General features: G+C 37.3%; 5 protein-coding genes. 1 reads left to right on the top strand and 4 read right to left on the bottom strand.

The window, feature by feature from the left end; translation table 11 throughout:
• From FLACHUCJ7_RS00275 to FLACHUCJ7_RS00260, 4 genes are all read right to left on the bottom strand, one after another.
• Positions 1 to 5,145, bottom strand: a 5,145-nt coding sequence (locus FLACHUCJ7_RS00275; RefSeq protein WP_180907468.1) for a beta strand repeat-containing protein, incomplete at its 3' end; no start/stop codon positions are given.
• A 384-nt stretch (positions 5,146 to 5,529) separates the two neighbouring features.
• The gene (locus FLACHUCJ7_RS00270) at positions 5,530 to 10,416 is read right to left on the bottom strand and encodes a LamG-like jellyroll fold domain-containing protein (RefSeq protein WP_180907467.1); all 4,887 of its coding nucleotides are present in this window, start codon (positions 10,414 to 10,416) and stop codon (positions 5,530 to 5,532) included.
• 254 nt (positions 10,417 to 10,670) lie between these two features.
• Positions 10,671 to 11,504, bottom strand: coding sequence for a T9SS sorting signal type C domain-containing protein (locus FLACHUCJ7_RS00265; protein WP_180907466.1), 834 nt, complete (start codon positions 11,502 to 11,504; stop codon positions 10,671 to 10,673).
• Positions 11,505 to 11,689: 185 nt separating this feature from the next.
• Positions 11,690 to 14,875, bottom strand: coding sequence for a T9SS sorting signal type C domain-containing protein (locus FLACHUCJ7_RS00260; protein ID WP_180907465.1), 3,186 nt, complete (start codon positions 14,873 to 14,875; stop codon positions 11,690 to 11,692).
• A gap of 304 nt (positions 14,876 to 15,179) precedes the next feature.
• Here FLACHUCJ7_RS00260 and FLACHUCJ7_RS00255 point away from each other — a divergent pair, with 304 nt between their 5' ends.
• Entirely contained in the window at positions 15,180 to 15,638 is a 459-nt protein-coding gene (locus FLACHUCJ7_RS00255) for a regulatory protein RecX (protein ID WP_180907464.1), read from the top strand.
• Positions 15,639 to 15,845 lie beyond the last annotated feature (207 nt).

Genomic DNA, 15,845 nt, shown 5'->3' with positions numbered 1-15,845 from the left:
TCCGATCAGGTAATATTTCCCTGCTGTAACAGCCTGACTGCTGGTAATATTCCCATTATTAGGTACTCCTTTAAACTCAACAGGCTGGGCATAAGTAGGGGCCGTAGGTATAGGCCAATAATTAGGTTTAGGAACCCTGATAGCGTAACCAATACCTGGTTTCATTACATTGGTACGGGCTTCTGTTTTCCAGACACTGTTGTTATAGCCAATATACTTATCTGACAAGGTATTAGGAGATAAATCAACTAAAGTTTGTCCAGCTACAGGTGATGACCAATAAGTAGCATCGAAATTCTTCATCGGATAAGAAATTCGCTTGTAAACAATAGATCCTGAATTAGCTACATTATTAATTTGCACCAAACTTGCATTATTCTCAAAAATTAACTGCCCATTAGTAGTTACTGCATTGGTAATAGTTAAGGTTACTCCTGATGGCACTGTAGCAATTACACCATTGTTAATAGTCAGAGCACAACCCTGTAAATCTGCTGTAAAAGGAGAATTTGGAGTTACAGAATCGATGATAATATTTTTTGATGCATTTGGCACTCCATTACTCCATCCTGATCCGTCCCATGTAGTAGAGGTATGATCAAAAATATCAACTGTAGATGATGCCGCAGAAGGGCATCCGCTAGCATTCGTTACTATGAAAGTATAACTACCTATTGCTAAACCTGAGATAGTCGTACTTGTTCCCGAACCTGTTGTAATTACTGTTGCCGGAGTACTTGTTATTGTCCAACTTCCCGAAGATGGCAAATCACTCAAAATAACGCTACCTGTATTTGTTGTACAACTGATATGTGTTGTGGTACCTACTGTTGGAGTTGATGGGGTTGGTTGAACTGTTACCGTCGCTGAACCTGTTAAAGGCGCAGAACACGTTGGTGCCGCTTGATATACTGCACTAACCAGATTATAAACAAATGTTCCAGATGTTCCTGTTGGTGCTGCTGCTGTTGCTGTAGTATTTGCTCCTACATTTACAGTGGTGCTTGTTCCGCCATTGATGTTATACGTTAACGTAATCGCTTCACTAAGTGGATTGGTAAAAGTTACATTTGGCGTACTGCCTCCCTGACAAACCGAAGTAGTACCGCTTATTGAAGCTGTTACCGTAGGACGAACCGTTATGGTAGCTGAACCTGTTAAAGGCGCAGAACACGTTGGTGCCGCTTGATATACTGCACTAACCAGATTATAAACAAATGTTCCAGATGTGCCTGTTGGTGCTGCTGCTGTTGCTGTAGTATTTGCCCCAACATTTACAGTAGCATTTGTTCCGCCATTGATGTTATACGTTACAGTGATGGCTTCATTAAGTGGGTTGGTAAAAGTTACATTTGGCGTACTGCCTCCCTGACAAACCGAAGTAGTACCGCTTATTGAAGCTGTTACCGTAGGACGAACCGTTATGGTAGCTGAACCTGTTAGAGGCGCAGAACACGTTGGTGTCGTTTGATACACTGCACTAACCAGATTATAAACAAATGCACCAGCAGTTCCCGTTGGGGCTGCTACTGATACTGTAGTATTTGCCCCAACATTTAATGTGGCGCTTGTTCCACCATTGATGTTATACGTTACCGTAATCGCTTCACTAAGTGGATTGGTAAAAGTTACATTTGGCGTACTGCCTCCCTGACAAACAGAAGTAGTACCGCTTATTGAAGCTGTTACCGTAGGACGAACCGTTACGGTAGCTGAACCAGTTAAAGATGCAGAACAGGTTGGTGCCGCTTGATATACTGCACTAACCAGATTATAAACAAATGTTCCAGATGTTCCTGTTGGTGCTGCTACTGTTGCTGTGGCATTTGCTCCCACGCTTACAGTTGCACTTGTTCCTCCATTAATATTATAAGTAACCGTTATGGCTTCACTAAGCGGATTGGTAAAAGTTACATTTGGCGTACTGCCTCCCTGACAAACCAAAGCAGTACCGCTTATTGAAGCAGTTACCGTAGGACGAACCGTTACGGTAGCTGAACCTGTTAAAGATGCAGAACAGGTTGGCGCTGACTGATACACTGCACTAACCAGATTATAAACAAATGTCCCAGCAGTTCCCGTTGGGGCTGCTACTGATGCTGTAGTATTTGCCCCAACATTTACTGTGGCGCTTGTTCCGCCATTGATGTTATACGTAACCGTGATGGCTTCATTAAGTGGATTGGTAAAAGTTACATTTGGCGTACTGCCTCCCTGACAAACCAAAGTAGTACCGCTTATTGATGCTGTTACCGTAGGACGAACCGTTACGGTAGCTGAACCTGTTAAAGATGCAGAACACGTTGGTGCTGCTTGGTATACTGCACTAACCAGATTATAAACAAATGTACCAGCAGTTCCCGTTGGGGCTGATACTGTTGCTGTAGTACTTGCTCCCACGTTTACAGTTGCACTTGTTCCTCCATTAATATTATAAGTAACCGTTATGGCTTCACTAAGCGGATTGGTAAAAGTTACATTTGGCGTACTGCCTCCCTGACAAACCGAAGCAGTTCCGCTTATGGAAGCTATTACCGTAGGACGAACTGTTATGGTAGCTGAACCTGTTAAAGATGCAGAACAGGTTGGTGCCGCTTGATATACTGCACTAACCAGATTATAAACAAATGTTCCAGATGTTCCTGTTGGTGCTGCTACTGTTGCTGTGGTATTTGCTCCCACATTTACTGTGGCGCTTGTTCCGCCATTGATGTTATAGGTTACCGTGATGGCACGGTTAAGTGGGTTAGTAAAAATGATATTTGGAGCGCTTCCGCCCTGACAAACTGTTGCAGTGCCACTGATTGTTGCAGTGGCTGTTGCATTTACTATAACACTATATGTTGCCGTAGCTGGTGTTACACAAGGTCCATTTGATACGGTCATTGTTAAAGTAACAGTATTACCTGCATCTCCTGTTGCTGCTGTATAAGTTGGTGTTAATGTTGTTGCGTTGCTTAATGAACCCGCACCGTTATGGGTCCATAAGATTGCTCCATTCGCTGCACTTGCACCGCTTACTGTAGCTGTTCCTGTTTGGCATATTGTCTGGCTACCTCCTGCACTTGCTGTTGGACTGGCAATCGTAATTCTTACTCTACCTGCGCCTCCTGCACCACCAATATGGTCTGTACCATCTGTAAGAAATGCACCTCCGCCTCCGCCACCTGGAGCAACTCCCGCATTTCCATCATTCTCATTTGTAGTTCTCTGTGCCCCTCCCAAACCTTCAGGACTAGTAGTATTTGCACCATTACCTCCAGCTCCACCAATTGTTGTAGTTCCATTTGCGCCATTTGAACCTGGAGATTTTGTTATAAGCGTACCATTAGTAATAGTACTCGCACTAGATCCCGTTCCTCCACTAACAGTTGCATTATTAGGTGCAGAACCACCTGCACCACCTTCAGCATATATTGTACTTGTCGATCCAAACCAAGAAGGATTTCCCTGTGCTCCGGCTGCTGCTGTACCAGGTCTCACTGCTCCAACAGTTACAGTGTAACTTCCAGCACTAACTGGAATTGTCCCCATTATATAAGCTCCTCCAGCACCTCCTCCTCCACCTTTTACATTAGTGGCAGATGACCCTCCTCCAGCACCACCGCCGCCCCAACATTCAACCTGTAAACTGGTAACTCCAGCAGGAACAGTAAAAGAACCTGATGCATTATAAATAGTAGATAACCCTGTTGAAACTGTTACTGCTGGTGTAGTTGCTGTACAACCAGGCGCAACACTACTGGTAAAGGTAAATGTAGCACTTCCGGTCGCTACCCCCGTTACAAGACCCGCATTATTTACTGTTGCAACCAAATCATTACTACTAGTCCATGTACCACCAGTTGTTGGAGACAAAGTTGTTGTAGATCCTGCACAAATATAATTATTGCCGGTAATACTTACTGTAGGACTTTGGTTAATCCTAATTACTACATCATCTGTAGAAGCTGTACAAGGCGAATTAGAAATTGTCCATCTCAATGTATAACTTGTTCCTACTATCCCCGTAAATGTACTAGTCGGACTTGTTGGAGTTGTAACAGTACCACCAGCACCACTAAAAATAGACCATATACCTGTTCCAGATGTAGGAGTATTAGCAGCTAATGTTACTGAAGTTAATCCACATGTTGCCAAACCTGTTTGGTCTGCTCCAGCATTTGAAACTGTTGGTGCTGAATTAATCAACACACTACCAATCATTGTCTTACAATTCGCAGATCCAACTATAGCTACTACTGTATAAGTGCCCGCTATAGATTGAGTTCCTAAACTGATAGCAGCTCCTGTACCCGCAACAATGCTACCTACGTTTACTCCATCACGCTGTAATTGATAACTAACTCCTACTTGAGAATTATTAAGACCCATTGCAGTATTAGTTCCTGCACATCCATTAGATCCAGTCATAACAAAATCTGTTGGATCACTTGCAGTAAGTATAATATCATCAAGTAACCAGTCATCACCACCTCGTGTTGTACTACAATTTCCTGTTCCAAGAGCACTATTTGAAGATGATGCTACAAATTCAAGATCGGCAGTCACTCCTCCAGTCCATGACGGAATTGTAAGTACTATAGTTCCTTGAGTCAAAGCACTTTCAGGTATACCAGGTTTAGGTAAACTACTTCCTCCTACAGTTAAGGATAATAATGTTAATGGTGTGTAACTTGCACCATTAAAAGTAACTATATTAGCATTTGTAATGGTAGTATTATTTGTCGGATTTGTAATTGTCATATAAGTAGTACCGCCAATTTTAACATCAAGAGTACCACTTGTACCACAATTCATCCGATCGGCATTTTGACCTCTAAATTTAAAAGTAAGAGTCAATGTATTACCTAATAAACCATTTACATTCTGTTTCAGAGATACATTATTTGCACCATCTACATCAATATAAGCTTGACTTCCATAACGAAACCAGCCTGTAGTGGAACTCTCTGGCAATGACCAGTTAGTAGCGTCAGCAGTACTATTAAATACTCCTCCCTTAACAACATTACAACCTGACTGCCCATAACCCATTTGAAACATCAAAAAAGTTAAGCAAAACCATTTAGCTGAACTCACAAATTCATTGCGATTTGAGTAAAAAAACAGATAAATAACGAACAAAAGTAATTTTTGAATCATACAGTAGGTGGTATTTATTTTAGATTTGTTTGGGACGTCGATTGCAATTATTAATAATTTATAATGGTTAAAATGTCAAAAAATCATCATAAAAAAGTTGCATAATAAAGGACAAAAATAAGTCTTCTGCAATTTCTTTATATGTGAAAAAATTTAAATTCGATTAAAAACATATTTATCCGATGTATTGCCATTTGGGATTGCAAAAAAAACAATTTAAAATGTAAAATCCTACTTATGTTTTAGGCATATTACGTCAATTTCGGCTTAATTTTCTTAAAAGCACACTGGAACACACAATAACTATCTTAAAATCAAATAAATAATTAAAAAAAAATCCGGTAGAAATCTACCGGATTTTTTTAATAAAACTAAATTAATTACTTACCTAAATATAATTTTTCGTGTTTCAATATGATCATTTTCCAAAACTATTTTGACCAACAAAACCTGCTCTGCACTATTTAACTGTGTAATCGAAAATTGATTGCTGTTTATTTTATCTTTTTTATAAATTAATTTACCTGAAATATCATATACAAAAACTGCATTAATGGTATCATCGACGGAACTGATTGCAATAGCTTTATTTTTAACAGCTACATTCAACCCATTCTTATTTAATTCAAAATCGCCTGTACCCAAATTACTATTCGTATATCTTAAAACAAAACGATCATTGAAAGTTCCAATTTCTGTAGAAAAAGTATAATCTGCTATTCTCAAATCGTGGATTGTCTGAATTAATTTATCTTCAAGATATATTGCCTGATTTTCCAAAACTCCATCTGCCTGATTTATACCAATTGTAAAATTACCTGCAATTGTAGTTTTATATCCCAAAGGAACACTATCTCTATTGTCAAAGGGCAGAGCACGTCCCTGTATCACCAGATTATTATCATCATTGATACTGTAAAAATCTACATATACATTACCATCAAAGCTAATACCATCAAATTGATCTTCATAAGTATTGGTTGCCCCTTCAATATAGCCAACTAATGTTTGTTTATAGGCACCTCCGGCATTACTCAAATCCAGCCATAAACGATTTTTTTCCAGTCCTGCAGCTTTTCCAGGCTTAAAAAACTGATTATTATTTCCGGCAACACGCATATCGTTTGTAAATGTAATTGTCCCTTGTGCTTTTGCAGTTGCAAAAAATGATTGCCCTGCAGCAATTTTACCAGTAGGCTTTTTACCCAAATCAAGAGATGGATTATTATTATGTAGCGGATCACTTATTGCAGATACTCCTCCAGTTGCATTATAAGAAGCATAATCATTTGCGGTATAAACAAATTTATTTCCAATTGGTGCAATTGCTGTATTGTGCGTCCAGAAATATAGGGTACCTTGTAATATTGTATTATTGGCTAATAAAAATAAATCTGCATCTAAAGCCGAAGGATAAGGATTACCAATTAAAAAATTATGGGTTGAAGAAACAGCTGTTATTTGCTCTCCAAATATATTTCCATTATTTGGAACTCCTGTAAACTGAACCTGCTGAGAATAAGGAAAAACTACATTCTCTCCATTTGGCCAAAGCCTCTCTTTAGGTGTTCTAATGCCATATCCTTTTCCAACTGTCATGGTAGAGGTTGGAACTTCCGTTTTCCATTTATTCAATGTAGAATTATAGGACAGATATTTATCGGCTAATGTATTGGGCGAAAACACCTTAAGAACCTGAGTAGGAACTGGAGATGACCACAAGGTAAAATCAAAATTTTTCATAGGCTGAGAAATTCTCTTGTAGATTATATTTCCCGTATTACTTATGTCATTTGTTTGTACCAGACTCGCATTATTTTCAAAAGTTAATGTTCCGCCTGTTGTTGTAACTGCATTGGTAATAGTAAAAGTATGACCTGAGTTTACCGTAACTGCAACACCTGAATTTACTGTACAGGTACAGCCACTTAAATCTCCCGTTGAACTATAAGTGCTGGCAAAAACAACATAATCATTAATGGTTGGCGGACCTGGTGTCCACGAACCATTCCACGTTGCTGTTGTAATCACTAAAGGATTAATCACAATATTAGACGAATAGGCTGAAAAACAAGCATCTGTCTTAACAGCAATATTATATGTGTTATTTGGTGCAAGATCTGATATGGTTGCACTTGTTCCGCTTCCTGAATAAGTTTGACCAGTTGAGAATTGTAATGTCCAGTCGCCTGCAGGAAGACCGCTTAACGCAACACTACCAAGTGGCTTAGCACATGTTGCCTGTGTAATCGCACCTACAATAGGAGCTGTAGGACCTATATTTATTAATATTGAAGTAGTATTGGATGAAGTAGTCATCATACCGCAAGAAGCATTTGCTGAACGCAATCTGTAATAATAAGTAGTACCGGAAGTCAATCCTGTAACAGCATAACTTGTTACGCTCCCTACATTTAAACCATTATAGCCTGTAACCATTGCCGTAAAACCAGAATCTGTAGCTACATCTAAATAATAAGCATTAGCCCCAACGACCGGATCCCAATTGGCAGTAAAACTATTACATGATAAAATGGCAGCAGCTGTCGCAACCGGAGTTTTAACTTGTAAAGTTTGATATTGAATAACATTAGAATTGGCACTTACACCACAACTGGTATTTCTGCGCACTCTGTAATATATAGGTCCTGGGGGAACATTGGTAACACTATAAGTTGTTACAGTTCCAACATTTAAACCATTATAGCCTGAAACAAAACTGGTAAAAGCAGCATCTGTAGCTACATCCAATACATAACTTGTAGTTCCCGCAACTGCTCCCCAATTAGCAGTAATGGTAGTGTTACAAGCTGCATCTGTTCCGTCAGTTGCCACAACATTGGTTGCTGAACCAACCGTAAAAACTTTAGCGTTTGGGCTACTCACGCCAGTCAGTGCTACTGTAACCCTGTAATCTCCCGGAGTCAATCCTGTTATGTTTTTTGTAGTAGCAATAACTGTATTGTTACCCAATCTTTGCCAGGCATACGTGTAAGGATCAACCCATTCCGGAGTATTAACAAACGTACCGTTGAATCCGGCAGGAATAGAAGTTAAAGTTATCCCTGAACCATCATAAAAGTTATATCCGGCAATTATTCCTTCTTCAAAGCCTGAATAAACTGTAGGTCCAAAAGCAAGGCTTTGGATTCGTGATGCAGAAAGAGCAGTGCTGTAAAACGCTGCTTTTAAAATACTGCCCGTAAAAGTTTCTCCATTTGTATTAGAAAAAACACGACTTCCTATTTTTGTAGTAAATGTTGATGAACCATAATTTGTTGTATTCACTACCCCCCCTGTTACCGGAACACTGACTCCATCAATATAAATTCTTATAAGGGTACCATCACCTGTTACTGCAACGTGATGCCACGCCTCATTTCCTAGTGTAGCCGGAGTAAATGACGCCGTTACAGCACCCGTTGCGACACTCGAAAATTCTAAAGTTGATGAAGATGCAAAGCCAAATTCAAGGGCATCATTTTGACCAAACAAACTCATCCTTCCTGTTATATCTGAAGCTTTAAATTTTATCCAGCCCCCCATCGTAAAGGCTCCTCTTCCTGAAAGCATCTGACTTCCTAAGTCTATATAATCATTATCGGCAGCTACAAATCTCACGCTATTGTTCATGTTGGTTATAGTTATACTACCATCATTACCACTGGCACAAGAAGCTTCACCTACAGTTCCAACAGGCTGTGGCAATAAAGGAAAAATTGTCATTTCAGTAGTTGCACTTGCACATCCTGCCACAGTATAGGTTATAGTATAGGTTCCTCCTAAACTTGAAGTTAGATTTACTTCACCGGTAGCTGTACTTACAAAACTTAATCCTGGCGGAGTTGCCGAATATGTACCACCAGTTGCTCCCGTTTGTGTGACCCCAACATTACCGGTTGCAATAAATGCATTTCCAGGATAAGAAATTAATGGAGGTGGGGTAAATTTATAGACCTGTCCTGTAGCCGGTTTTGCATTAAGCGAAAATATAAAAGAACTAGAGGTTGTTATCGGACTTGCGGTTACGTCCCTAAGAAGCAAATATTTTCCATTTGCATCATATATCCCTATAGTAGCCGAAGGATTTCTTAATGCGCCCGAGCCTTGTTTATAAATGTATTCTATAGTATTACTTTTCTCATACATCCATATCTGAAAAGAAATAGCATCAGTTGGACCGGCATAATCCCATTTTTGCTTTGAAAATTCAATCTTAAAAATCCGGTTCGGTGCAGTACCCGAAGTTACATATTTTGGAATTACGGTAAGTTCAATATCATCCCACAGCGCAAACAATGCAGGCTTTATAATGTTGGCATTGGAAACATTATTGGTATAATTTTGTGATGCTGTTGGATTAGGAGATGCAAATGTGATCCATCCATTACTGGAAACCCTAATATTCGAATAAAAAACTCCTGCAAAGTTAAAGGTAAATGGTAAGGCAACCGTACTCGAAAGTGCATCATCTGAACTTGCCGCTAGGTTCGGTACATCTGTAGTAGACAATAAATTATCGTATGTCCTTGAACTTGCTGAAAAACAATATTTATTTGCCTCTAAACCTGCTGCTAACGGAGGGCTAAATCTATAAATTTGTCCAGTAGCCGGTTTTGTATTGATATTACTTGTAAAAACATCTGATTGTGCCAAGGGAGTTCCACTAGAATTATTTAGCGTTAAATATTTACTCCCTGCATCATATATTCCTATTGACGCACCACTTGAAGCATTATTTGCAGCCACGGCTCCCTGATTGTATAAAAATTCAACAACATTTGTGGTTTCAAACAACCATACCTGAAACGAAATGACATCTCCAGCTGCTCCATTATCCCAACTTTGTTGAATCCACTCTACCTTAAACCTTCTGTGCGGAGCAATTCCGGTTGTTACATATCTGGGTGCGACATTACATTTCAAATTATCCCATAAAGGAAATAAAATCGGTTTTCTCGTTTCTGCATTTGGCTGAGTATTATCATTAGATTCAGCAGGAGTTCCTGATCCTAAATATATCCACCCGTTTGGAGACACTTTTATAGAAGTATAAGCTGTTCCTGCAAAAGTAAAGGTAAAAGGGATCGTAATTGCATTAGAAATTCCTTCGTCGGCAGTTGCTCCTATTGAGGTATCGGTTACTCCGGCAACACCTGTAAGCGGAATATAATTTCCCTGAACTGCCGTAAATGTATAATTACTTGCTGATTGTCCAGATGAATATGCAAAAACTAAAAAGAGAGCTACTATAGTGTATATTTTTTTCATTTCTAATTTAATATTTAGGTTAAGTATTTCTGTATAATAAAAAACTGTCAAAAAATCTATTTATGTATTTTTCATTTCTAAAAAGACATTGTAAAAATGTTATCTAAAATACCTTACATAAAAATTAATTAAAAAAAATACAAAATTTATGATAATCAATAATTTAACTTTATTTAGATAAAAACTATTACTTATTTAAACTTACAAAAAAATCCCAAAACTTTAATTGTTTTTTTTTGAGACGTTCTATTATTTTATTTAAACAGTGCCTTTTTAGTAATGGCTTTTCCATTTTCTAAAAATACTTTCACTAATAAAATCTGTAGGGTAGAAGGTAAATTCTGAATTATTAACTGAGTATCCCTAATGTTTTCATGATTTGATACTTGCTGACCAAGCATATCATAAACAAGGATTTTATCAATATTGCCCACAGTTGAACTTATTGTAATCATCTCATTGTTAACTCCAATTGAAACTTTTGTCTTTTCAGCTTCAAAATCATCAGTAGCTAATGTATTAGTATTGGCATATCTTAACACAAATCTATCGTTAAAAACACCTGTTTTTGCAGTAAAAGTATATCCCTGTTCTCTTAGATTATGAATTGTTTTAGTGAGTTTGTCTTCTAAATAGACAGGCTGATTGAGAAGCACACCATCTGCCTGTCCTATAGCAATAGTAAATTCGCCTGCTATGTTTGTACTAAATCCCAAAGGCACTACATCAGATTCTTTAAAAGGTAAAGCACGCCCCTGAATAACGAGATTTCTCCCCAGATTGATACTGTAAAAATCGATAAACGCATGACCATTAATAGATACTCCGTCAAAATCGCTGTCATACCCATCAGTTGCTCCCTGAATATAACCAACTAGCAGCTGCTTAAATGCCCCTCCTGTATTAGTCATATTAAGCCATAGACGATGTCGTTCAAACGCATTTGATTTTGACGTTTTTTCTGATTCAAAAGACTGGTTGTCATTTCCCGAAACCCCCATTGCATTATTAAACACACTACTTTTTGATTGTCCAAATGAGCACATAAAAATCATAAACATGCCCGTTGCAATAAACATCTTTTTCATCTTAATTTGAGATTAAGTTAATACTTCGGATTTAACGAAAAAAAGAACATAACGTTTTTTAATTTTATCAAAGAACATTATTAAGTTAACATTATGTTTTCAAAAAATAGACAAAAGGCAAATAAAATCGACCAAATGCATAAAAAAAACAACTTATTTTGTATTTTTATCAAACAACTGTTAAATTATTTTGAAGTTGTAATAATCTTTTTAGTTATAATGTGATTATTCGTTAATACAATTTTAGCTAATAAAACCTCATCTTTAAATTTGAGATTGCTTATAATTACTTCGGATGCAGAAATTGCTGAATCATTATAAACTAATCTTCCCGAAACATCATAAATAAATACTTTATTAATGTTTTCTTTTGCAGAATGAAGCCTTATGTTTTTATTATCAATCCAAACCAAAACATTATTATCCAATTCAAAATCATCAATACCTAACGTTTTATTAGTATATCTTAGAACGAATCTATTGTTAAAAATACCTGTTTTGGTTTTAAACGTATAATCACTTTCTCTTAAATCATTAATTGTATTTGTTAACTTGTCTTCAAGATAAACAGGCTGATTACCCAGCATTCCATCAGCCTGACCTATAGAAATAGTAAACTCTCCTTCTATAATTGTAGAATATCCTAACGGTACTACATCAGAATCTGTAAAAGGCAGGGCACGCCCCTGAATGACCAGATTGCTACCCAAGTTGATACTGTAAAAATCAATAAACAGATTTGCGTTTAAAGATATTCCATCAAAATCGCTGTCAAATCCATTAGTGGCTCCCTGAATATAACCAATTAGCAGTTGCTTGAAAGCTCCACCTGTATTAGTCATATTAAGCCATAAACGATGTCTTTCAAACGCATTTGATTTTGAGGATTTGGCTGGTTTAAAAAAATGATGATTATCCCCAGAAATTCTCATCTCATTATTAAATACAACAGATCCATTATTACTAGCCTTGGCAAAGAAAGATTGTCCTGCAGCTATTTTACCATTTGGAACACTCCCTCCTGAAGCAGCAGGTAATGTCATTGTACCGCCTATTCCATTATAAGAAGCATAATCAGCAGATGAATATTTTCCTCCATTTAGAGAAATATCAGTATCATGAGTCCAGAAATAAATAATACCCTCCAGAATAGCACTGTTGTTAGGATTTTCAAACAAAAAAGCATCTGCATCAATTGCAGAAGGATAGGGATTACCTATTAAATAAGTAATTCCAGCCACTACTGCACCTCCCGAAATATTACCATTATTAGGAACACCTATAAACTGAACGGGTCGTGAATAAGGAAAAACTACATTCTCACCATTTGGACAAAGTTTGGCTTTTGGAGTTCTTATCCCATATCCTTTTCCGGGAATCATTACTGTAGTTATTGGTGGTTCGGTTTTCCATCCGGTTGCTGTATAAGAAAGATATTTATCTGATAATGTATTTGGAGATAAATTAAACAATGTCTGTCCTGTTACAGGTGATGCCCAACATGTAAAATCAAAATTTTTCATTGGTTTAGATATTCGCTTGTATATAATATTACCTGTATTAGCAACATTAGCTATTTGTACTAAACTGGCATTATTTTCAAAAGTCAATGTCCCTCCATTGTTAACAATTGCTTTGTTTATAGCTAATGTATCATCACTACTTATTACAACATTACTTCCTGAATTTACCACACAAGTGCAACCATTAATATTCTCTAATCCTCCCCCTGTTGTAGTGTAATGTGAAGCAAAAATCAAATTTTGATTGATTGTAGGACTTCCGTTTGACCATCCGGTGTTAGTGTAGGAATTGGTAACAAGATTATTGACAGTTACACTTGCAGAAGAAGGCGATATACAGCTTCCTACATATTCAACAGTAAATGCATAATTTCCTGGAATAAGATTCGAAACGTTATAGGTAGTTCCTGTACCGGTATATGTTGTTGATACTATACCTGTTTGTTTAATTATCCAGGTAACTGAGGCTGGTAATCCGCTTAAAGTTACACTGCCTGTAGATGTAACACATGTAGGTTCGGTGACTGTTCCAGGTATTGGTTCAGAAGGCTTTGGCACAATAGTAAGCTGTATAGGCTGAGTAACTGAACAATTAGCATTCTGAATGGTCATTATCCCCGAATAAGTATTAGCAGCTACACCAGCCGGAACCTCTATTGTATTTAAATTTCCTCCGTCCGAAGAAAAAGCAAATGCAGTAACACCCTGGTTTAATAACCCAGCAGTATTTGCAGCAGTATTCCATATGATACTATAATTAAGGGGTGTGTTAGTTGTTGCACTGTAAGGTAATGTAGCAGTTTGAACGCCCGTATTAAAACAAATATTATCCAGTGTTCCAGTTGTAGCAATAGTAGGTAAAAGATTTACTTTGACAGTTGTAGTTGCAGAATTCACAGCATCGCAAACTCCATTTTTAACAATTGCCTTAAATTGTGTAGTTTGTCTTAATGTCCCTGAAGTATAAGTGTTAGTTGTATTGACAATAGGTGTCCAGGAAGAAAAAGGGGCTACCGAATATTCCCAGCCTGTAATCGTTCCTGTGTAGCCAGACAAAGTCAATAAACCACTTGTATTACCACTACAAATTGCTGCAGGGGTATCAATTGTGCCTCCAATACTTGCGGCATAAACATTGATTGTTACAGTATTAAATGTACCTGTTGTATTAGTACAAGCTTCTGAAGTAAGATTGGTCACGGTTATGATACTTGTACCTGCTATATTTAATCCAACTGCTGTAAAGGTTCCGGTTCCTCCGGTAACAGACATTGTGGCTGTTAACCCGGTTGCATTGGGATTACTACGATTATAAGTCACCACATAGTCTCCATTGGGTAAAGATGCTCCACCTGTTAATCTTACTAATGTGGTAGTCCCCGCTGTTAAACATAAATCGTCTGCAGTAGTTGCTGATGTTAGTCCATAAGTTGGACACGTATAAACAACATTTAGCGCCCCATTCCCTCCATTTCCTACTTTTCTTGTTGCACCAAGCGATAATAAAGATGCGGCACCACTACCTCCTCCTCCTGGCGTTGCACCATCTTTTCCATCGCCAACCGCTAACACACCATCTGTACCTGCTCCACCACCAGAAACTCCAGCAGTCCCACCAGTTGCATTATTAGTATTACCGCGGTTAGCAGTTGTTCCCGCTCCACCTCCTGCCCAAAGAGAAACCAGTGTCGAAGTAACACCTCCGGCACCCCAACATTCTACACTCAATGAAGTAACCCCTGCAGGTACTTTAAAATTGCCGCCAGTTGTCGTTGGTGGCGAAAAAGTGATTTGAGACCAAGTAAAAGAATAAACAAAAAATAACAGAAAAGGTAGTTTTAGTCTCATAACAATAGAGTTTAAAGATTAAAAAAATCAATTAATTCTTAGAAATATTTATGAGTGGTATTGAAAAAGAAAATACTGTCAGAACTTTGGGGTTTGTCTGGAACAGCTACTTTTTCTCAAAAAAAACATATTTACTAAACAACTGAATTTAAGTTGCTTATAATGGGGGTATTTCAAATGTATAAAAAAAAACAATTCAAAATGTTAAATTTTCCTACTTTTTAATTGTCGGAGAAAAGTTTTATCACAATTATATTAAATCAGTTACTTTTGTTTTCAGTTAAATTATATTTCATTTTTAAATATGACCATCAAAGAAGCATTACAAAAACTAGAACATTTTTGTGCTTATCAGGACCGCTGTCATGATGAAGTAGTTACAAAACTCCATTCTTTAAAAATGTCTTCAGACGAAACAGACATTATTATCGTAAAACTCATTGAAGATAATTTTTTAAACGAAACGCGCTTTGCGTGTAGCTTTGCGCGCGGTAAACATCGAATCAAAAATTGGGGAAAAATTAGAATTGTAAATGAATTAAAAATCAGACACATATCTACAACAAATATTAATCTGGCTTTAAAAGAAATCACACCAGACGAATACGAAGCAACATTTAATCAGGTTTCTGAGAGATTTTGGGAAAATTTAACCGAAACTAATTCATTAAAAAGACGAAAAAAATTTTGCGATTATATGCTTAGAAGAGGATATGAGAGCAATTTAGTTTATGATAAAATGAGAGAACTTGAACTATTATAAGGTTATTTACTGACTGATATTTTCCTGCTCTAATAATCAATATCAAAAAAATCCGATAACTTTCGCTATCGGATTTTTAATTTTATTACTCTGTTATCTTAGTTAAAAACTACCTTTTTTGTAGTCTGGTAACCATTGTCCAAAACCACCTTTACCAATAAAACCTGTTGGGCAGATGGCAAATTCTCAATAAGCAACTGCAGATTA

It is taken from the genome of Flavobacterium salmonis (assembly GCF_903819435.1).
Classification (GTDB): domain Bacteria; phylum Bacteroidota; class Bacteroidia; order Flavobacteriales; family Flavobacteriaceae; genus Flavobacterium; species Flavobacterium chungangense.
The sequence above is the reverse complement of the archived record's forward strand: the minus strand, read 5'-3'. Positions and strand labels throughout refer to the sequence as shown.